Here is a 20,399-nt window from a genome sequence, read left to right as displayed (position 1 = left end):
GTAAAACAACTAGAGCAAGCTAGACTCCCTCTAAATAAAACTAATCCTGTTCTTTAGGAGTTATAAATGACATTTAAGTATGGTGTTGACCAATTAACATTAGATAGCGTTAATGCTATTGCAGCCGGTACGTTACAGGCAGAGCTTTGCCAAGAAGCAATTGATAAAATTAATAAAAGCCGCCAAAACGTAGATAAAATGGCTGCCTCAGATAAAGCCATCTATGGTATCAATACGGGCTTTGGCCCATTATGTGATACACAAATTTCTCCAGAAGAAACCAACTTATTACAAAAGAACTTATTGATCACACACGCTGTAGGTGTGGGTGAGCCAATCGCTAAACCTATTTCAAAGCTGATGCTAATCACCAAAGTACATGCATTAAGCCAAGGTTTTTCAGGTATTCGTTTAACCGTTGTTGAGCGTATGCTTAAGTTTATTGAACTTGATATCATTCCTGTTGTACCAGAGCAAGGTTCAGTTGGCGCATCGGGCGACTTAGCACCGTTATCGCACTTATTTTTACCTCTTCTAGGTGAAGGTGAGTTTTGGGTAAACGACACAATCAAGCCAGCAGCAGAAGTATTAAAAGAGCACGGTTTAGCGCCTCTAGATTTACATGCTAAAGAAGGTTTAGCGTTAATTAATGGTACTCAGTTTATTTTATCTCATGCCATTACTGCGCTTACTAAAATGCGTTACCTATTAGACCTTGCAGACATCGCAGGTGCTATGAGTATTGAAGGTATGCAAGGTAGCGAATCACCATTCCGTGAAGAGTTACATGCTATCCGTGCTTTTAAAGGTAACATCGAAGTTGCAGCGCGTATGCGCAGCTTTTTTGCAGGCTCTGAAAACATGGCTTCACATACTGATTGTGACCGTGTTCAAGACCCTTACTCACTGCGTTGTATTCCTCAAGTTCATGGTGCATCACGTAATGCGTATTACCACTTAAAAGAACTTGCTGAAACAGAAATGAATTCAGTTACAGATAACCCAATTGTGATCAGCGAAGAAGAAGCAATTTCGGGTGGTGGTTTCCACGGTCAACCACTTGCTATGGTATTAGATTATGCTTCAATTGCAGCAGCAGAGCTTGGTAACATTGCTGATCGTCGTTGTTACTTGCTACTTGAGGGCTTACATGGTTTACCGCGTTTATTAACGTCATCGGGTGGCTTAAACTCTGGCATGATGATCCCACAATACGTGACTGCGGCATTGGTAACAGAAAACAAATCTTTGTGTTTCCCACCATCAGCGGACAGTGTACCAACATCAATGGGTCAAGAAGATCACGTATCTATGGGTAGTATTTCTGGTCGTAAGTTAAACCAGATTTTAGGTAATCTTGATAAAATCTTTGCAATTGAGCTTATGTATGCAGCACAAGCAATTGAATTTAGACGTCCTAATAAGTGTTCTGACATCATTGAAGAAAACTTTGCATTAATTCGCAGCAAAGTTGCCAAATTAGAAGAAGACCGCTTACTTAAGCCTGATATTGATGCCATGGTAGAACTTGTTAAATCGCAAGCGTTTAAAGTTAACTAAGGGAGCAAATAATGACTTTTCAAGAACAAATTAAGCAAGGTATCCCAAGCGTATTGCCAGAGCCAAAACCGTATCCAAGCGATGCAAACCGAGCTCCAAAACGTAAAGACATTTTATCGGCCGACGAAAAGCAATTGGCTATTCGTAACGCATTGCGCTATTTCCCTAAAGAATGGCATCAAGAATTAGCTGCTGAATTTGCTGCTGAGCTCAAACAATTTGGCCGTATTTACATGTATCGCTTTAAACCTAACTATGAGCTTAAAGCGCGCTCGATCAGTGATTATCCAGCTAAATGCGAACAAGCTGCCGCTATCATGTTAATGATCGACAATAACCTTGACCCTGCTGTAGCACAGCACCCAGAAGAGCTAATCACTTACGGTGGTAACGGTGCGGTATTCCAAAATTGGGCGCAGTATTTATTAACCATGAAGTACTTAAGCGAAATGGAAGAAGACCAAACGCTACACATGTATTCGGGTCACCCTATGGGGTTATTTCCATCATCAGTTGAAGCACCGCGAGTGGTTGTGACAAACGGTATGATGATCCCGAACTATTCAAAACCGGATGACTGGGAAAAATTCAATGCACTAGGTGTAACTCAATATGGTCAAATGACTGCGGGTTCATTTATGTACATTGGCCCGCAAGGTATCGTTCACGGTACAACCATTACGGTAATGAATGCGTTCCGTAAAGTACTTGCAAAAGGCGAATCACCAAAAGGTAAGATCTTCTTAACTGCTGGTTTAGGCGGTATGAGTGGTGCTCAGCCAAAAGCGGGTAACATTGCTAACTGTATTACCGTGTGTGCCGAGGTTAACCCTAAGGCGGCTATTAAGCGTCATCAACAAGGTTGGGTAGATGAGCTAATCGATAACATGCCAGAGCTTGTTGAGCGTGTACGTACTGCTCAGCAAAATGAAGAAGTGGTTTCGATTGCCTTTATTGGTAACGTAGTTGATGTATGGGAAAGCTTCTTAGCTGAAGATATTTTCATTCACTTAGGTTCTGACCAAACTTCACTTCATAACCCATGGTCAGGCGGTTACTACCCGGTTGATATCAGCTATGAAGAGTCAAATCGATTAATTCGTGAAGAGCCAGAAGTATTTAAAGAAAAAGTACAAGCGACGCTTAAGCGCCACGCCGATGCTGTTAACAAGCACACGGCAAAAGGTACTTACTTCTTTGATTACGGTAATGCGTTTTTGTTAGAAGCATCACGCGCTGGTGGCGATGTAATGGCTGATAATGGTATTGATTTTAAATACCCATCGTACGTACAAGATATTCTTGGCCCAATGTGTTTTGATTACGGCTTTGGCCCGTTCCGCTGGGTATGTACCTCAGGTAAGCCAGAAGATCTAGATAAAACAGATGCGATTGCTGCAGACGTTTTAAATAAAATCATGGCGGACTCGCCAGAAGAGATCCAACAGCAAATGCAAGACAACATCACGTGGATCAAAGATGCGAAGCAAAACAAACTTGTTGTAGGTTCTCAAGCTCGTATTCTTTATGCAGACGCACAAGGCCGCGCTGAAATTGCTAAAGCCTTTAATGATGCCATTAATCGTGGTGAAATTGGTCCAGTTGTACTTGGTCGTGACCACCATGATGTAAGTGGTACTGATTCACCTTTCCGCGAAACATCAAACATTTATGACGGTAGCCGCTTTACAGCAGATATGGCTATTCATAACGTAATTGGTGATGGTTTCCGTGGTGCAACATGGGTATCTATCCATAATGGTGGTGGTGTAGGCTGGGGCGAAGTGATCAACGGTGGTTTTGGTATGCTACTAGATGGTAGTGAAGCTGCCGAGCGTCGTCTGAAATCTATGCTATTATTTGATGTAAACAACGGTATTGCTCGTCGTAGTTGGGCTCGTAACGAAGAAGCTAATTTTGCAATTAAACGTGAAATGGCTCGTACGCCTAAACTTAAAGTGACCTTGTCTAATAACGTTGATGATGAAGTTTTATCAAACTTAGATTTCTAAGTTGTGTCAATGCAAAAAGGCTATGTTGTACACGCAACATGGCCTTTTTTATTGCCTAAAATTTTTAAATAGCGCATTGTTTAGGTAATAAATTTTTGGCTTAGCTAATGAGGAGATAGAGATGACTAAAACACTGACGGGTGAATGTTGCTGCGGTGCAGTGAGTTTTAAAGTTGCTGATAAATTTAGGCGTTTTTACTTCTGTCATTGTGAACAATGTCGAAAACTGAGCGGAACAGCTCACGCTGCAAATTTGTTTACCTCACCAGATGCTATCGAATGGGTAAAAGGTCAGCAGCATATAACGCGGTTTAATTATCCTGGTCGTGCATTATCTAGAGCGTTTTGTAAAACCTGTGGCTCTGCGCTGCCATTTGAATCACAAGACAGTAAATACCTACTCGTACCTGCAGGTAGTTTAAACGAAGAGCCAAGTAAAGAATTAGACGCGCAAATATTCTGTGAAGAACAAACAGAATGGCATAAAAAAGGTTTAAATGGCAAAAATTTGATTGGCTTGGGTCGCGATTAAGCGCTTTGATAATTTGCTTTTATGAATAAAGTTTGACCAGCTAATCGAGTTTGATTAATCTTTAAGATACATTTTAAAAGGAGGTTTAATATGTTTAAAGTTTTAACCTTAGCTGCTTTAGTCTCGTTAGCAGTACCTACAAACGCAAATGAAATGACAGCCGAGTTTCTTAAAAATGAGCTAGAAATCGCTCATTCTCAGTACATCAAAGGTTCAAGCGATAGTGCGCTTTATGCATTAAATGCACTCGCAAGAATTCTTGAGCTTGATAGCGCTAAAAAGCTGCAAACAGAGTTAGGCCCTAATAATCTTGCGTTTACTTATCTTCGGATTGGACTTATTCATGAGCAAGCTGGTGAGCAGCAGCAAGCCAATAGCTACTTTGCAAAAGCAATGAATGTTCACCAAGGCGAAAAAAGTCAGCTTGCAGAGCTTAAAGCTTATGTAACTAAATTAGACAAATCAGTAAAGAGTTAGCGAGATACTAGAGTAAAGTTTGTAGGAGGCGTTTCAACGCCGAACATCGAAGGTTCACTGCTGAAGCCGTTCCTACTTGAAAATTACCACGGTTTTTGTCGCCATAAATGGGCGATCTACAAGGGCACTATCGTAGGCGTGAAACTTGTTTCGCGCGTTTGTTTTTAAATGGTCGCGGCGGAAAGACGCCGCTGCTTGTGAAACTGTATAGGCTCTAACATCCTGACTCGCAACTCGCAACTCGCAACTCGCAACTCGCAACTCGCAACTCGCAACTTTAATCTTCTTTCTTTGCTTTTTTCGCGAGAATCTCAACTTCTGCTTTTTCGGTTACACCTGCCATACTAAGGGCTGTGCTGCCTACCGATTCATATTCAAGTTTGATTTTATCGAGTTTAGCGTCGTTTTTGTCTGGTAAGCTTAAACTACGTGACGACATCCCTTTGGTTAAAACCCCTAGGTTATCAAACACTTTTTCTTCACCGTTATTCATAACAACTTTAATTTTCTTAAGATTCACAGTGCCATGGGTACATTTAATTTTAATATGGCTGTAGTTGCTGCTGGTGATAGGATTAACGGTATCGGTTTCGCTTTTGTAGCTGACTTTTTTCTCGGCGATGGACTTCCAGTCGTCATCACTGGCTAGGCTTTGTGTGCTAGCTAGGGTTAAAAATGTTGTTAAAGCGATGAGTTTGATTATTTTCATTTGATTCCCTCCAAAAATTTTCATCATTAAAATTTATAGCACATAAACAGATTGGTTGCTTATGCAAAGTTCATAAAATAGAACCAAAAGCATTTTTTTATCGTATTAACTAATGCGTTATAAATTCACCAACCTTAATCAGCATGCTATGCTAGTAAAGTGTCTATAAGTTTATGGATTTTCAATGAGATATTACTTTTGTTTAGTGGCTTTTTTACTATCAACCTCGTCAATTGCTAGTGCTCTACTTGATGTGAAGCCGAGCAATAAAACGCAGTTTTTGGCTCTGATTAAAGATAAACAAGGTGATTACAAAGTGAAAGCAGGCAGTGATGTGGTTTGTCAAAACGCCTCCTTTTCATTGATAAAAGAAACAACTCAAGGATTTAGCTTAGGAACATTAATCGACTTTAGTGACTTACATAACGGTACGCAGGTAAAGAAGATCCCAAATTTTTGTGTTGTCAGTTCGAAGTTAAAATACTTTGTAAATGGGATTGTCAGAACTAAACGCTACTTTCGCTGTGAAAATGAAGACGATAACGGTTCAACAACTGAAGATCTGCGTTTTAAAGATAATGGCAATATCACTTACACACTGAATAAACCTGAAGTTTCATGTGTGTTTGAAAAGCAATAAATGTTTGTCTCACGCAAATTCAAGCCTATTATGGGCTTTTATTTTTAATTGAAAATTCTATGACTAGCCAATTTATTCAAGCACTTTTAGTTATCGCTGCCTTTTACATTGCAAGCCTGCTTATAGACCATGCTATTAAACAATTTCAACGACGCTTTGATTCAACCGCTCTTGAAACTTTTCGGCTTATTTCTAACTCGCAGCGCGCTATTTTATTATTCATTGGTATTGTGCTTGCGTTATCGAAACTGGGTTTTGACGTTGCCGCTTTAGTTGCCGGCTTAGGCCTAACAGGCTTTGCTTTGGGTTTTGCGTTGAAGGATGCTATTTCGAATCTAGTAGCAGGTGTCATGATTGTGCTTTATAAGCCCATTAAGCTTGGTAATTACATTGAAGTGAGCAATTCAAAGGGCACAGTGATTGACCTTAATTTGCGCTATATCACAATTAAAGGCGAGGGAGCGGTGCATTTAATTCCTAACTCTTTAATTTTAAGTAATAAAGTGTCAATCATTGATCGCGAAGACGATTAAGCACAAATTTTTGCCATAAAAAAAGCAGCCTAGGCTGCTTTTTTAAGTTTTAGCAAATTACATTTGAGATTGCAGGTAATTCTCAAGCCCTGCGGTTTTGATTAACTGTTGCTGTGTTTCAAGCCAATCAATCTGTTCTTCTTGCTCATTTAAGATGTTATCTAACGCTTCACGGCTGATGTAATCTTTTTTCTCTTCAGCAAGTTTAATTCCCGCTTTAAGATCGACTAATGAATCAAGTTCAAAGCTCATGTTAGCTTCGATCATTTCTTCTGAGTTTTCACCAATACGTAGGCGACCTAAATCTTGTAAGTTTGGTAAACCTTCTAAAAACAAAATACGCTCAATTAAACGGTCGGCGTTTTTCATTTTTTGAATAGATACTTTGTAATCAGCTTTGTCTAATTTTGAAAAACCAAAATCTTTAAACATACGAGCGTGTAAAAAGTATTGGTTAATACCCACTAATTCATTTGCTAATACTTTATTAAGTGCAGCAATGACGCTTTTATCGCCTTTCATACAATTAGCCTCTATTCGCCCATTTGAGATTGATGGTAGTTTTGGCTACCAATTTTGTCGATTAGACCCAGCTGTTGTTCTAACCAGTAAACATGATCTTCTTCTGTATCAAATAATAGCTTTTCAAGCACTTCGCGTGATTGATAGTCTTTTTCTTGTTCACAAATTGAAATAGCTTCTTTAACGCAGTCAACAACTTCTAGCTCAAGTGTTAAGTCATTTTGCATCATGCTTTTAACGTCTGAGCCAATTAATAAATCACGACGTTTAGTCATGTTTGGTACGCCTTCTAAAAATAGAATACGTTTTATCAACCAATCAGCGTGGTCTTTTTCTTCTTCCATTTCGTGGTTAAGACGCTCATACAGCTTATTTAGGCCCCAATCGTCATACATACGAGAATGAATAAAGTATTGATCTATAGCAGCTAATTCGTTTGCGAGTAGTTTATTAAAACTATCGATGACTTTTTGGTTACCTTTCATAATGCTGTCCTCGAATTCCAAGTTGCGATAATTGTAGTATATAAAAATAAGATTGCAAACATTTTCCTTTGTAAATCAGTTGTTTACTATTGAGTGTGATTCTCGTTTAAGTTTGCGTTAATGGTTGATAAATGAACAATTTATCGTTTCTATTCTTAAATGAAAAAGCCCTTACTAAGAAGGGCTTGTTGCTCCAAACAAAAACTGCTTTAGAAGCTATAAGTTGCACCGAGTGTCATGGTCGTACCTAAACCTTTAATGTTATAGCCACCATAAGTATAAGACTGCGCACGGGCAGGGTAGTAATCATTATTAAATAGGTTTTCTACACCCATAAACGCTTGCCAGTTGTTGCTAAAGTTATAACGACCGCTTAGGTTAAATAGGTTGTAACTGCTAATTGGACCTTGATCACCAACAAAGTCACCCTCTGCATTTGGCTCAAAGCGTTTGCGTGAACCAACATATAAATAACTCACAGTGAGTGATAATTCATCATTTGGTTGCCAGTTTAAATTAGCAGTACCTTTTGGTGGGCTTATTTGGCGAGAGCCTAAGTAAATGTCGTCTTCGGTGTTCTTACCTTCAACATAGCTGTAGGTTGCAACAAGTTTGAGGGTTGGATTAATTTTATAATCGATTAGTGTTTCGTAACCCCAGATCTCTTGTGGCGCTCTTACTGGCTCATAGACACCCGTTACCTCATTAAAGCTATTAGTGGTGCCAAACTCAGATGTACTGCGGTAAGCTGCAAATTCAAAACGTAAGTCATCAAACTGTGATGTAAAGCCAATTTCATAGTTATCGATGATTGATGCTTCTGTTTGAATTAGGCCAATATCATTTACTGTTGCAGAACGTAATAAGCGGCCAATATCTGAGATATCAGAACCTTGTGAATAATTGGCAAACGGGCTGAAGGCATCAAGCAAATTGTATTTAACACCTACGTTATAGGTGGTTGCATCGTAATCAATAGTGTCACCCTTTACACTAAGTGGCACTGAGCACTGTGTTTCTGAGCGACAAAGCTTTAAGGTGTTGTAGTCATCAACGGTTAAATCAATACTCTCTTGGCGCACACCCGCTTTAATGATTAAATCATTATCGATAACCCACTTTGTTTGTAAAAAGCCAGCAAGGCTTTCCATATCCATCTCTGGTACCCAAACACGGCCATCAACAAGCGGTTGAGAAGTCACATCATTCAGTGCATCTAGGCCATAAATAAAGGTGGCTTCAACATTGTCAAAATCAACAAGGGTATTAAAGGTAGCGCGCGCCCCTTTCTTTTCTGAGCGAATAATTGATTGGCCGCCTTCGTAACCTTCGTCTGGGTTAGCTAAGTTTGTTGAAAAGAAAAACACATTCTCGATGTCTTGCATATACAGATCGAGCGTCGTTTGTGTATTAGTAAATAGGGCGTAGTCTGTATATTTTAAGGTTATGTTTTCGTTACCGTCTGGGCCTTGTGGTTTACCTTGCTTTTGAAGCTCTTTAGGTACATGAATCGCATAAGTTTTATCGCCATCGTTCAGGTTGCCAACAACGTCACCTAAATCGGTTTTTTGTTGAGAGCTAAAGTAGTTATAGCTAAATTGCAGCTGCTTCTCATCATCAAAATCATAGCCGAGTTTGGTAAAGTAGTTTTCTGTTACTGCATCAGATAAACCATACTGCAAGCCAAGAATATCGCCTTCGGCGTCACGTTGAACACCATTTTCTTCGTAACTTGCGGTAAATAAATAGCTAATTTTATCAGCACGACCATTAATTGCTGCAGAGACTCGCGCACCGGCGCTTTCTTCTAATTTAACTGCACTAAAACGTGACGATAGGCTGATCTCACCTTCTGGCTGACCATCACTTGTTGCCTGCTTTGTGATGTAGTTAATGATACCGCCCGATGCACCATTACCATAAACAGAGGTAGCGCCTTTGATCACTTCGATACGCGCAATGGCGCTTGGATCGAGAGTTTTAACTCCTAATGAGCCGTTTCTGAGTGGTGTCGATTGTGGCACTCCATCGATCATTACAAGTGGTGCACGACCACGTAAACTCTGACCTGTATTACTCGAACTGCCGGTATCTGGTGCAAGGCCTGGTACCATTTGCGCAAGTAAGCTTTGTAATTCTGGATTAACTTTTAAATGTTCTTCAATTTGCTGTTGGCTAATAATAGTGACAGAAGCTGGGACTTCATCAATGCTTTCAAATACACGGCTGCCTGATACAACAACGTGTTCCATTTCTTCTGCGGTAAGGTTTTTATTGATGGCATCATCAGCAAATGATTGGCTGCTAATTGCAATAGCGACCAGAGTCAGAGAAGTTTTTAACATGCTTGTCCTTAATTCTTGTTTGATTGTGCGGCAGTCTAAATGTAAAGAAGAGTAAAGGCAAGGTTAATGATAATGATTTGCAATAAGTTCTTTGGTTCTGTTATATAGCGATGAATTTAGCATCCACGAATGTTCAATGGATGCTTAATAGGTGAGTATTATATTTGAACCCTTACTAATTTTGCGTGTTCAGAGTATTGGTTTTAAAGCGCTAACATAGGTGTTACTGATATTTCTGATGTTAGCTAGCAGCACCCAAATTTGTGAATAAACAGTTGATATAGCGATGTGGTTGATTGCCACTTTAGCATCAAGTGTTTTGACACCAATTTTACACATTCATGTGATTATATATACGCAGTAATATAGCTTTGGCCGAGAATATGAATTCGTTTAATGATGAAAGGCCGTTGTATAATTAATCTGTCAGATAAAGTGTCTATCTATAATGCCGTTTGTACCAAAAGTAAACACCTGAGATCGTAAAAAATAACGGTGATAAAGCAAATATCAACCACAATAATTGCACAATTGGGCCTGCAAAATCACCAATATGAAACTTATATTTGAAGTTCCAAGTTTGAGTGGTCAAAGAGCTTTCGCTGGCATCATAACTTGCTACAATATCGGCTGAATATGGGTTTGCCCATACCCAACTATAGGCATGGCTTTCACCTGGGTTCTCTATTCTAAATCCTATGTTGTCACTTGGTTTTTTCGGTAAATAAATTCTAAATAACTTACCCTCAGGAAATACAGTTTGTGCGTTATCAAACGCTTTTTGCACTTGAAAGGGCGTATCCGCTAAAGGGGGAATAACCGCTGGCGGTTTAGGTCTATCTTCAACTGTGCCTTGCATCACAAATTCTAATACGGCTTTGGTTTGTTCTTTCCAGTTAAACGCCATACCTGTGTAAGCAATTAAAATGAGTGGAATTAAAAAATACACACCCAAAACGGTATGTAGCTGATACATCAGTACTCTAAACTTTGCTTTACGCTTAATAGCCAAACGTTTCATACGATTTTTTGGCTTAACCCAAATATAAAAGCCGAGCAGAATTTCAATAATAAGAATGAGCGCACACACCGAGACCCAGTTTCTTAGAGGCCGGCTTTTATCGCCATCTTCATAAAGCAGCCAGCGGTGCAAAGCCATGGTAAAGCCATAAATCGTACTGTAATAATCGTATTCATGTAAAACCTGACCATTGTATGGATTAACACTCACATAGCGGTTATTTGCTAGTTGTAATTGCCACGCTAGATCACTGCGCTGCTCTGGCATTACCAGAGTAACAGGTTGTTTAGTTGACGCTGAAACGTGATTGATGAGGTTATCAAAATCAAGTGCTGAAGCCGCTGGCGTTACTGTCCATCTATCACTTTGAGTAAGATTTTGAATGTCTTTTGCGTAAATAAGCAAAGCACCGGTCAAACTTAAACAAATTAAAAATAAACCGCTTACTAAGGCAAGTAATAAATGCGTACGACGTAACCACAACTTCAACAAGATTTGTTCCTTCAGTTTGCTTTAACACAAAACTGAATAGTAAATGATAACGCGAAACATTTACACTAAAACTTGTTCAATGGTACAGCTTTCAATTGCAAAGTTGTTATGTAAAAAGTGACGTATATCATCGTTACTGATGCTTTGCTTGGCACGAAACTTTAGCTCGCAATGAACGTGATGATCATCTATCTGCCATGTTTTAAGGTAATCAACATCAGTGATTGCAAATTGGGCTTTAAGCCTATTGATAGCGTCTGTTACAGCAAAATTATCAGGGGCTGCTTGCATTAAAATTTTACTACTGGCAATTAACAGTAAAATGCCGTGATAAATGACATACATTGAAATCAGCATAGTGGCAATTAAATCAACAATATACCACTGGTAGAGAATGATTAAGGTACCCGCAATGATTACCACAACTGAGGCTAGTGCATCAGACACATTATGTATAAACGCAGCACGAATATTCATACTGTCTTTTGCACCTGCTTTGTAAGTTAATAGGGCGGTGACAAGATCAACAACCAGCGCAAGACCCGCAACCCAAATGATGATCCAGCCATCAATGGGGTCGGGGTTTAAATAGTTGGTGATCGCTTCAAAAATTAAGTAACCACCAATCACAATTAAACTTAAACTGTTAAATAGCGTGGCTAAAATTTCTGCACGTTTATAACCGTATTGATAACGATCATTAGCAGGTTTGGCACCAATTTTTCGGGCAATTAGGGCAATGAATAACGACGAGGCATCGCTTAAATTGTGCAGCGCATCAGCAATTAACGATAAGCTGCCAGAAACGAGGCCGCCAATCACCTGAGCGACAGTTAATAACACATTAATTGCAATTGCCAGCATGAGTTGGCGGGTGCTTTGGTTATTTGTATCGTGGTGATGGTGGTGTCCGTGTCCCATATAAATACCTAGTTATTGATTTGCTTTATTTTTATACCATGCGTGCCTTTGTAATAAAATGTTTGTATTGGTTTGTTCGCTGACAGATTATAATTTTCTGTTCAAATGCGGGTGGATTTGTTAATTTAGCGTCGACGTACCAATTTTTAGGCTCAATGTGAAAGCTGCATTTATTATTTTGATTAGCGTATTATTGCTCCAGCCACTGCTGGATAGCTTTGATGTGGCCGATCATAATGTTGCGTTTAATCACACCTCGGTACTGCTATCAGAAGAAATTGACCTTGAAGCTCATTGCGCTGCCAATGGCGATCATCAACTACATCAATCAGAGCATGACGAGCTTAGTAAACAGTTGTCTGACTCAGCCGAGAAAGGCCATTGTCATGTTTGTCACAGCCCTGCATTTTTAGATTCGCTGCAATTGTCTGAACCTACTGGTGTCTATTTCACTAAAATTGAATCACTTGATTTCAACTTCAAATCGCCTGACTTAGCACCGCTACATCGCCCACCTATTTTAGCTCTTACTTAATCCCAAACCCTTTTTAGATGTTATTTGGGCTTAGCCCATTTTAAGTAAGAGACAATATATGTATTTAAGAAATTTTATGCGTTATGCATTGCTGTGCGTATGCTACATGACTGTGACAAATATTTATGCGACAGAACAAGCGCATAATCACCAAGAAAATGAGCAAGCTGAACATGCTAATGAAGTCAGTTTAACTGAGCAGCAACAGCAACTAGCTAATATCAAGATTGAGCGCCTTGTACTGAAAAAACACAAGCAAACCTTGTATGCACCGGGCGAAATCAAAGCCAATGGCTATGCCAGTTATTTAGTGTCACCGCGTGTTGATTCAATTGTTGTAAAGCGCCATGCCTTATTAGGGCAGCATGTAAATAAAGGAGACTCTTTAGTCACTTTATTTAGTGGCGAAGTGGCCAGCCAGCAAACTGAATTTAGGTTAGCTGAAGCCGAGTTAAAACGGCTAACTAAAATGACAGCTGGCACGGTAAGCAAAAAGCAAATTTTAACTGCTAAAGCTGAATATGAAGTGGCTTATAGCCGATTAGTTGCCTTTGGTTTATCAAAACAAGCTATTGCAAAAACACTCACCATAAACCCAGAAAAACTCGGTGAATACACCTTGTTTGCACAAACATCGGGGGCTGTTTTAACCGATAACTTTGCCCAAGGTCAGCGAGTCGATTCGGGGATTGAGTTGATGCTAATAGCCGATGAATCAGCGCTTTGGGTTGCTGCTCAGCTTTCAGCTAATCAAGACCGTACTATCAGTAATGGCTCTACGGCGCTGTTAGAAGTTAACGGTAATCGCTATCCAGCAACAGTTATTCAAGAAGCACATACCATTGATGAACAAACACGCTCACGCACCGTTAGGCTCGAGGTAAAAAACACTCAGCATAGTTTGCATCCAGGCATGTTTGCCGATGTGTATTTTCATTTTGAAACGGATAAAGCAGTACTTGCTGTACCTGAAAATGCATTAACTCGCAGCGCAGATGGTGACTGGCAATTGTTTGTCGTTGATGACGATGGCGGCTTTGTCGCCCAAGAAGTGAACCTCGGCAGACGTTTTGGCGATTATCGTGAAGTGCTGGATATTCAAGCCGGGCTTGAAGTTGTCACCCAAGGTGCATTTTTTATTGCATCACAACTAGCTAAAGGCGGATTTGATCCGCATAACCACTAGAGGTGACGCATGTTTAATTTATTAATTGAGGCGGTGATAAAGAACCGTCTACTTGTGCTTTTGGCCTTACTTACGGCGATTGCGGTGAGTGCATTTATGATCCCAAAACTCAATTTAGATGCCTTTCCTGATGTTACGAATGTGCAAGTGGCGGTAAATACCGAAGCGCCAGGGCTTGCGGCTGAAGAAGTCGAGCAACTGATCACATACCCGATAGAAGCTGTTATGTATGCACTGCCTGATGTAGAGCAGGTTCGTTCTATTTCTAAAACGGGTTTATCGGGTGTTACTGTTGTGTTTAAAGAAGGGGTTGATATTTACTTTGCTAGGCAACTGGTTTTTGAACGTTTGCAGTCTGCTAAAGAGTTGATCCCATCTGGTGTGGGTATGCCAACCATGGGCCCTAATACATCAGGGCTTGGGCAAGTCTATCAGTATTTACTTGAAGCAAAGCCGGGTGCAAACATTGATAGTATGGCACTGCGTAGTTTAAATGATTGGGTGGTTAAATTACTTATTTTACCTATTGATGGTGTGACCGATATTCTGTCATTTGGCGGTGAGGTTAAGCAGTATCAAGTGAACATAAACCCCAATAAGCTACTTGCTTATGACTTAACACAGCAAGATGTTAGTAACGCCCTAGATGCTAACAACAGTAATGTGGGTGGCTGGTATATGAACCGAGGCCAAGAGCAGCTTGTTATTCGTGGTACAGGTTGGTTTACGCCAGGAGACAAAGGGCTTGCTGAGATTGCGCAAACGCCTATCAAAACCATTGATGGTACGGTCGTTAAAGTGGCTGATGTTGCGACTATTGAGCTTGGCAGTGAGATTCGCCAAGGTGCTGTTACCTTGTCTAAACGCAATGATAAAGGCGAAATAGTTAATCGTGGTGAAGTGGTTACTGGTATCGTGCTCAAACGGATGGGTGCAAATACCAAGCAAACGATAGATGGCATTAACGCGCGTATCGAGATGATAAATCAAGCACTGCCAAATGGGGTTGAATTTAAAGCCATTTACGACCAAGCAGAGCTTATCAGCCAAGCGGTACAAACGGTTATTGATGCACTGCTTTTAGCTTTTGTCTTTATTATCATAGTATTAGCGTTATTTTTGCTTGATTTAAGAGCAACATTTTTGGTGTTATTGTCGATCCCTATCTCGATTGGTTTAGCACTGAGTGTAATGGCATGGCTGGGATTATCAGCAAACTTAATGTCGTTGGGTGGGATTGCTGTTGCCATTGGTATGCTGGTGGATGGCTCTGTAGTGATGGTTGAGAATGTATTTAGGCACTTAGGGTTTAAGCATAATCAACATAAGCCTTCTTCGGAGCTGGTTGCAATTGCTGCAAAAGAAGTTGCGCGGCCTATCTTTTTTGCTTCTTTGATTATTCTAACGGTATTTTTACCATTGTTTAGTTTTGAAGGCGTTGAGGCTAAGCTATTTCAGCCAATGGCTGTGAGCATTATGCTGGCAATTATTAGTGCAGTGATCGTTGCCTTGGTTGTAGTGCCAGCTCTGTGTGTGTACTTATTTGCTAAGGGCGTGACAGTAAAGCAAAGTATTTTGTTAAAACCTATCGATATGCTTTATCAAAGGGCTTTACAAAAAGCATTGCAGGCTAAACGCGCCGTTTTAGTTATAGCAGGGTTATTACTGATTGTAGCTGCCGTTATGTTACCAAGGCTGGGTACTGAATTTGTGCCAGAGCTTGAAGAAGGCACTATCAATCTACGTGTGACACTTGCTCCCTCTGCAAGTCTCGATACAGCAATCTCAGTTGCACCAAAGCTTGAAGCTATGTTGCTTGAATTTAGTGAGGTGGAATATGCGCTGAGCCGAATCGGTCGGGCTGAAGTAGGGGGCGATCCTGAACCGGTTAACAACATTGAAATCTATTTAGGCTTAAAACCTCATGAGCAATGGGTTAACGCGAAAACACGTGTCGAATTGCAAAAACTAATGGAAGCCAAGCTTGAGCAATTCCCAGGGCTTTTGTTTAACTTTTCACAGCCTATAGCAACCCGAGTAGATGAGCTTTTATCGGGTGTTAAAGCGCAATTGGCCATTAAGTTATTTGGTAGTGACCTAGGCGTTTTAACTGAAAAAGGCCAACAAATTGAGCAGCTTGTTCAGCAAATACCTGGCGCTAAAGATGTCGCGATGGAGCAAATAGGCGGCGAAGCACAGCTTATAGTTAAACCTAACCGTTTGGCGTTGTCGCGCTTTGGCTTATCGGTGGCTGATTTGATGGATGTAGTTCAGCACGGTATTGGCGGGCAATCGGCAGGGCAAATCATTAATGCTAATGAGCGCTATGATATTTATGTGCGCATAGCCCAAAGATTTCGCCAAAACCCGAATGTGATTGCAGATCTTCGACTGCGAACCCCCGCGGGTGCCATTGTTAGGCTGGGGGATGTAGCCGATGTACAGATTGAGTCAGGCGCTCCTCAAGTTCGTCGCGATGATGTTCAAAGGCGGGTGGTTATTCAAGCGAATGTGCAGGGGCGAGATATGGGCTCTGTAGTTGCAGATATACGCGCTACCATTGCCGATAAAATGCAGCTACCAAGTGGTTACAGTGTTGCCATTGGCGGCCAGTTCGAAAACCAGCAACGGGCACAACAGCGGCTGATGATTGTAGTGCCTGTGGCCTTGTTACTCATTGCGTTATTGCTTTATTTTGCTTTTAGTAACCTATCGCAAGTGGTGCTTATTCTTGTCAATGTACCTTTGGCTGTGATTGGTGGGGTGATTGCATTATATGTCTCTGATCAATACTTATCTGTACCCAGCTCTGTAGGGTTTATCACGCTATTTGGTGTTGCGGTATTGAATGGTGTGGTGATGGTCGAAAGCATTAATCAAAGGATTAGTGCCGGAGATAGCAAAGACAAAGCGGTATTTGAAGGAGCTATTTCTAGGTTAAGACCCGTACTAATGACTGCGCTAACCTCAATGCTTGGGCTAATTCCGATGCTGCTTAGCACAGGAATAGGGGCTGAAATACAAAAGCCCCTTGCCACGGTTATTGTTGGCGGGTTGGTCAGTGCAACCTTCTTAACTTTATTTGTACTGCCGGTACTTTATAAGTCGATGAGTAAGTAAATAAAGCAAAATGGGGCTAACGTTTAGTAGCCCCTTTTTTTAATGCAATGTATTTCTGTAAAGGGCGTTTACACCACGCTAAAGCCCTTATAAACTGGACATTACAATAATGATGTAAAAAAGGAATACAGAGTGAGTAACGCAATTACAATTCGTCCGGCAGTCGCAAGTGATGCTGCAACAATCCTACATTTTATTACCGAACTTGCTATATACGAAAAAGAACCTGACGCAGTTAAAACAGACGAGCAAGCTATTTTAAAAACGTTATTCAGTGAAGGCGCAACGGCTCATAGTGTTATTTGTTTAGAGGGCGACACACCAATTGGTTTTGCTGTGTATTTTTATAATTACTCAACGTGGCTTGGCAAAAATGGGTTGTATTTAGAAGACCTTTACGTAAGCGCAGATAGCCGTGGTAAAGGTGCCGGTAAGCAAATTATGCAATATCTTGCTAAGCAAGCACTTGAAAAAGACTGTGGTCGTTTTGAGTGGGTGGTACTTGATTGGAATAAACCAGCCATTGATTTTTACGACAGCATTGGTGCTAAACCGCAAAATGAGTGGATTATTTACCGCCTGACAGGCCAAGAGCTTATCGACTTTGCTCATCAATAAGCAATGTTGATGTAGTTTAAAATCAACAAATAAAAACATAAATAAAAATCATTTGCATTTGTGTGCATCAGTGTGTAGTTTAAACACATACTGAGACTGGTATAAGTGCAGGTGATTTTTATGACTCAAACAACACGCCACACACCTTTAACTTCAAACGCCATTGATGATGCGCTTGTCCCTTGGCAACGTGCTATTTATAAAGGCAATTTAGCATTTGAATCTGGCGAACTTATTACTGCGCGTGATCATTACACGGTTGCAAGCAGCTGCGCAGAATCTTTACTCGCACAACTTTCTAATATCCCAATCAACCAGTTGGTTACTCGCTCGTTAGAGCATTGTATTGCAGCATTTGTTGTTGCAACTTTGAATCTTGCAGATACCTTTAAAGTGATGCAAAAACCCGAAAAAGCTTGCACTTGGCTTTGCCATGCTCATCAACAATTAAGTATGCTTTTAAGTCACCCAGAGCTGCAAGTTCGCACCTTGGTCCTGCATCATCATCACAAAACCTACTTTGAGCTGGTTAAGTTTGCCAGCATGGCATCAGCATTTCCGACACTCATTAACCGAATCAATCAGCTATTAGCTGACCATCCCCACAAAACGCAGTTATTACATTAACGATAAGGAATCAGTATGTCTTTTACATTACCCGATTTAGCGTATGACTATGATGCACTTGAACCGCACATTGATGCGAAAACTATGGAAATTCATCATACCTTGCATCATCAAACCTATATCAATAAAGCGAATGTTGCATTAGAGGGCAGCCATTACTCTGAGCAAGATGCTGAAACATTACTACGCACCATTTCATCAATGCCTGAGTCATTACAAAAGGCAGTGCAAGAGCATGTAGGTGGCCATTATAATCACTCATTATTTTGGCAAGTTATGTCACCTAATGGCGGTGGTGAGCCAAGTGAAGAGTTAAATACCGCCATTGTTGATACATTTGGCAGCTTTGACGCATTTAAAAAGCAATTTACTAATGCAGCGGTAAGCCGCTTTGGCAGTGGCTGGGCTTGGTTATGTGTTGATGAAAATAACCAGTTGCTAGTTGAAAGTAGCCTCAATCAAGATAGCCCACTGATGCATAATCATACGCCTATTTTAGGTCTTGATGTGTGGGAGCATGCGTATTACTTGAAATATCAAAATCGTCGCCCTGACTATATTGCGGCATTTTACGAAGTGATTAATTGGCCGGAAGTAGAGCGCCGATATTTAGCCGCACTTAAATAGCTGTTTAAATAGTTAAGGTCCGAAACTGGCTAGTCAAAAAATAATATTCAGTTAAGCTAACGGTATTAGCGTGTAACGAGAATAATTATGACTAGCCAACAATGGCAGACTGCAAGGCAAAGCCGCGATCCACGATTTGATGGGGTGTTTTTTGTGGCGGTAAAAAGTACTGGTATTTATTGCAGACCAATTTGCCCCGCACCAACGGCACAAGAAAAGAACGTTGAATATTACCAATACGCGCACTTAGCTGCGCAAGATGGTTTTCGGCCATGTATTCGCTGTCGCCCAGATAGTGCACCAAATAGCCCAGCTTGGCTAGGTACTAAAACCACAGCATTACGCGCAAAACAATTGATAGATAAAGGTGAGGCTTACGACTGTGAGGTTTTAGCAGACAGACTCGGGGTGTCGAGCCGCTATTTACGCCGTTTGTTTAACCAACATTTTGGACTCTCGATCACCCAATATAGATTATTTAACCAATGCAATTTCGCCAAGCAGCTATTACAAGAAACAGATTTGTCGGTGGCAGATATCGCATTTGCTTCTGGCTTTAATAGTATTCGTCGCTTTAACGATGCTTTTTTAAAGCAGTTAAATATCGCTCCTTCAAAGTTACGTAAGTCAGATAAAAAACCAGCCTCAACATTAACTCTAACACTGGCATTTAGGCCGCCTTATAACTGGCAAGCACTCCATGACTTTTTGCAGCGCCGTTTAATCAGTGGGTTAGAATGGTTGAGCACAACAAGCTATGGTCGCACTTTTAAAGATAAATATTGCCAAGGGCAATTCACTGCGCATTTTGTTGAGCATAAAAACCACTTTAAAGTGGCGATTGATATTGATAACACCCGCTATTTACAGCAAGTGATCCATAACATTCGTCGTGTGCTTGATTTAGACGCCGATACGCATACCATAGAACAGCATTTAGATGCAGAGCTTAAAGGTTCAATGCCGCTTTGTGTTGGCCTGCGTTTACCGGGGATTTGGTCAGATTATGAAGCGGGCATACGAGCGGTCCTTGGTCAGCAGGTTAGTGTTACAGCGGCTCATAACCTAGTGTCACAGCTTGTGAGTGAGTTTAATCAGCAAAGTAATAACCACTATTTTCCAACTCCTGATTGGGTTGCCAATTCTGAACTCGATTTTTTTAAAATGCCACAATCACGCAAAGATGCGCTAAGGCGTTTAAGTGCTTATTGTCAGCAAAACCCAGATAATCAAGAGCTTGATAATTGGTTAGAGCTCAAAGGTATTGGCCCATGGACAGTTAATTACGCCAAACTACGCGGTCAAAGCCACCCCGATATTTTACTGGCGGGCGACTTAGGGGTTAAAAAAGCCCTCGCTGGAATCAGCGAATTTAATAGCGAGCACTGTGCGCCATTTCGCTCTTATTTAACTTTTCAACTATGGCAACAATTATGA

The 20,399-nt window shown here is 40.7% G+C and carries 19 protein-coding genes; 13 read left to right on the top strand and 6 right to left on the bottom strand.

The window, feature by feature from the left end:
- Positions 1 to 66: 66 nt before the first annotated feature.
- The 4 genes from hutH to J3455_RS01225 all read left to right on the top strand — a co-directional run bounded on the left by hutH (position 67) and on the right by J3455_RS01225 (position 4,581).
- Positions 67 to 1,560: a histidine ammonia-lyase gene (gene hutH / locus J3455_RS01240; protein WP_130052518.1), complete on the top strand. Its 1,494-nt coding sequence runs from the start codon at positions 67 to 69 to the stop codon at positions 1,558 to 1,560.
- A gap of 11 nt (positions 1,561 to 1,571) precedes the next feature.
- Positions 1,572 to 3,572, top strand: coding sequence for a urocanate hydratase (hutU, locus tag J3455_RS01235; RefSeq protein ID WP_167658895.1), 2,001 nt, complete (start codon positions 1,572 to 1,574; stop codon positions 3,570 to 3,572).
- A gap of 121 nt (positions 3,573 to 3,693) precedes the next feature.
- The gene (locus J3455_RS01230; RefSeq protein ID WP_349560820.1) at positions 3,694 to 4,104 is read left to right on the top strand and encodes a GFA family protein; all 411 of its coding nucleotides are present in this window, start codon (positions 3,694 to 3,696) and stop codon (positions 4,102 to 4,104) included.
- Between the two features lie 90 nt (positions 4,105 to 4,194).
- Positions 4,195 to 4,581, top strand: coding sequence for a hypothetical protein (locus tag J3455_RS01225; protein ID WP_349560819.1), 387 nt, complete (start codon positions 4,195 to 4,197; stop codon positions 4,579 to 4,581).
- Between the two features lie 277 nt (positions 4,582 to 4,858).
- Here the strand turns inward: J3455_RS01225 and J3455_RS01220 are convergent, their stop codons facing one another.
- Entirely contained in the window at positions 4,859 to 5,290 is a 432-nt protein-coding gene (locus J3455_RS01220) for a DUF2541 family protein (RefSeq protein ID WP_256853834.1), read from the bottom strand.
- Between the two features lie 184 nt (positions 5,291 to 5,474).
- Here J3455_RS01220 and J3455_RS01215 point away from each other — a divergent pair, with 184 nt between their 5' ends.
- Positions 5,475 to 5,930, top strand: coding sequence for a hypothetical protein (locus tag J3455_RS01215; protein ID WP_130052511.1), 456 nt, complete (start codon positions 5,475 to 5,477; stop codon positions 5,928 to 5,930).
- Positions 5,931 to 5,989: 59 nt separating this feature from the next.
- The gene (locus tag J3455_RS01210) at positions 5,990 to 6,463 is read left to right on the top strand and encodes a mechanosensitive ion channel family protein (protein WP_167658898.1); all 474 of its coding nucleotides are present in this window, start codon (positions 5,990 to 5,992) and stop codon (positions 6,461 to 6,463) included.
- 57 nt (positions 6,464 to 6,520) lie between these two features.
- Here the strand turns inward: J3455_RS01210 and bfr (J3455_RS01205) are convergent, their stop codons facing one another.
- The 5 genes from bfr (J3455_RS01205) to J3455_RS01185 all read right to left on the bottom strand — a co-directional run bounded on the left by bfr (J3455_RS01205) (position 6,521) and on the right by J3455_RS01185 (position 12,249).
- Positions 6,521 to 6,985 (bottom strand): bacterioferritin, encoded by a 465-nt coding sequence (gene bfr / locus J3455_RS01205; RefSeq protein ID WP_167658899.1) that lies wholly within the window; start codon positions 6,983 to 6,985, stop codon positions 6,521 to 6,523.
- Between the two features lie 11 nt (positions 6,986 to 6,996).
- Positions 6,997 to 7,470 (bottom strand): bacterioferritin, encoded by a 474-nt coding sequence (gene bfr / locus J3455_RS01200; protein ID WP_130052506.1) that lies wholly within the window; start codon positions 7,468 to 7,470, stop codon positions 6,997 to 6,999.
- 209 nt (positions 7,471 to 7,679) lie between these two features.
- Positions 7,680 to 9,815 carry a TonB-dependent receptor gene (locus tag J3455_RS01195; RefSeq protein WP_349560816.1) on the bottom strand — a complete coding sequence of 712 codons (2,136 nt, stop codon included), beginning with the start codon at positions 9,813 to 9,815 and terminating at the stop codon, positions 7,680 to 7,682.
- A 439-nt stretch (positions 9,816 to 10,254) separates the two neighbouring features.
- Positions 10,255 to 11,325: a PepSY-associated TM helix domain-containing protein gene (locus tag J3455_RS01190; protein ID WP_349561104.1), complete on the bottom strand. Its 1,071-nt coding sequence runs from the start codon at positions 11,323 to 11,325 to the stop codon at positions 10,255 to 10,257.
- 63 nt (positions 11,326 to 11,388) lie between these two features.
- A complete protein-coding gene (locus J3455_RS01185; RefSeq protein WP_286260568.1) occupies positions 11,389 to 12,249 on the bottom strand; it encodes a cation diffusion facilitator family transporter in 861 nt (286 codons plus the stop codon).
- 157 nt (positions 12,250 to 12,406) lie between these two features.
- Here J3455_RS01185 and J3455_RS01180 point away from each other — a divergent pair, with 157 nt between their 5' ends.
- From J3455_RS01180 to J3455_RS01150, 7 genes are all read left to right on the top strand, one after another.
- Positions 12,407 to 12,784 carry a hypothetical protein gene (locus tag J3455_RS01180; RefSeq protein ID WP_256853831.1) on the top strand — a complete coding sequence of 126 codons (378 nt, stop codon included), beginning with the start codon at positions 12,407 to 12,409 and terminating at the stop codon, positions 12,782 to 12,784.
- Between the two features lie 58 nt (positions 12,785 to 12,842).
- Complete coding sequence (locus tag J3455_RS01175) at positions 12,843 to 13,970, top strand: efflux RND transporter periplasmic adaptor subunit (RefSeq protein ID WP_349560814.1); 1,128 nt, start codon at positions 12,843 to 12,845, stop codon at positions 13,968 to 13,970.
- A gap of 9 nt (positions 13,971 to 13,979) precedes the next feature.
- A complete protein-coding gene (locus J3455_RS01170) occupies positions 13,980 to 17,090 on the top strand; it encodes an efflux RND transporter permease subunit (protein ID WP_349560813.1) in 3,111 nt (1,036 codons plus the stop codon).
- Positions 17,091 to 17,222: 132 nt separating this feature from the next.
- Positions 17,223 to 17,708, top strand: a complete 486-nt coding sequence (locus J3455_RS01165) for a GNAT family N-acetyltransferase (RefSeq protein ID WP_054552102.1) — start codon at positions 17,223 to 17,225, stop codon at positions 17,706 to 17,708.
- Positions 17,709 to 17,828: 120 nt separating this feature from the next.
- A complete protein-coding gene (locus J3455_RS01160) occupies positions 17,829 to 18,335 on the top strand; it encodes a DUF2753 family protein (protein WP_167658906.1) in 507 nt (168 codons plus the stop codon).
- A 15-nt stretch (positions 18,336 to 18,350) separates the two neighbouring features.
- Positions 18,351 to 18,962 (top strand): superoxide dismutase, encoded by a 612-nt coding sequence (locus tag J3455_RS01155; protein WP_286260565.1) that lies wholly within the window; start codon positions 18,351 to 18,353, stop codon positions 18,960 to 18,962.
- A gap of 87 nt (positions 18,963 to 19,049) precedes the next feature.
- Positions 19,050 to 20,399 carry a DNA-3-methyladenine glycosylase 2 family protein gene (locus J3455_RS01150; protein WP_349560810.1) on the top strand — a complete coding sequence of 450 codons (1,350 nt, stop codon included), beginning with the start codon at positions 19,050 to 19,052 and terminating at the stop codon, positions 20,397 to 20,399.

Source organism: Pseudoalteromonas sp. NFXS39 (assembly GCF_040148775.1).
GTDB lineage: Bacteria > Pseudomonadota > Gammaproteobacteria > Enterobacterales > Alteromonadaceae > Pseudoalteromonas > Pseudoalteromonas apostichopi.
The sequence above is the reverse complement of the archived record's forward strand: the minus strand, read 5'-3'. Positions and strand labels throughout refer to the sequence as shown.

Coding starts and splice junctions, on each gene's coding strand:
- hutH (WP_130052518.1), top strand. CDS start 67: ATGACATTTAAGTATGGTGTTGACCAATTAACATTAGATAGCGTTAAT.
- hutU (WP_167658895.1), top strand. CDS start 1,572: ATGACTTTTCAAGAACAAATTAAGCAAGGTATCCCAAGCGTATTGCCA.
- J3455_RS01230 (WP_349560820.1), top strand. CDS start 3,694: ATGACTAAAACACTGACGGGTGAATGTTGCTGCGGTGCAGTGAGTTTT.
- J3455_RS01225 (WP_349560819.1), top strand. CDS start 4,195: ATGTTTAAAGTTTTAACCTTAGCTGCTTTAGTCTCGTTAGCAGTACCT.
- J3455_RS01220 (WP_256853834.1), bottom strand. CDS start 5,290: ATGAAAATAATCAAACTCATCGCTTTAACAACATTTTTAACCCTAGCT.
- J3455_RS01215 (WP_130052511.1), top strand. CDS start 5,475: ATGAGATATTACTTTTGTTTAGTGGCTTTTTTACTATCAACCTCGTCA.
- J3455_RS01210 (WP_167658898.1), top strand. CDS start 5,990: ATGACTAGCCAATTTATTCAAGCACTTTTAGTTATCGCTGCCTTTTAC.
- bfr (WP_167658899.1), bottom strand. CDS start 6,985: ATGAAAGGCGATAAAAGCGTCATTGCTGCACTTAATAAAGTATTAGCA.
- bfr (WP_130052506.1), bottom strand. CDS start 7,470: ATGAAAGGTAACCAAAAAGTCATCGATAGTTTTAATAAACTACTCGCA.
- J3455_RS01195 (WP_349560816.1), bottom strand. CDS start 9,815: ATGTTAAAAACTTCTCTGACTCTGGTCGCTATTGCAATTAGCAGCCAA.
- J3455_RS01185 (WP_286260568.1), bottom strand. CDS start 12,249: ATGGGACACGGACACCACCATCACCACGATACAAATAACCAAAGCACC.
- J3455_RS01175 (WP_349560814.1), top strand. CDS start 12,843: ATGTATTTAAGAAATTTTATGCGTTATGCATTGCTGTGCGTATGCTAC.
- J3455_RS01170 (WP_349560813.1), top strand. CDS start 13,980: ATGTTTAATTTATTAATTGAGGCGGTGATAAAGAACCGTCTACTTGTG.
- J3455_RS01160 (WP_167658906.1), top strand. CDS start 17,829: ATGACTCAAACAACACGCCACACACCTTTAACTTCAAACGCCATTGAT.
- J3455_RS01155 (WP_286260565.1), top strand. CDS start 18,351: ATGTCTTTTACATTACCCGATTTAGCGTATGACTATGATGCACTTGAA.
- J3455_RS01150 (WP_349560810.1), top strand. CDS start 19,050: ATGACTAGCCAACAATGGCAGACTGCAAGGCAAAGCCGCGATCCACGA.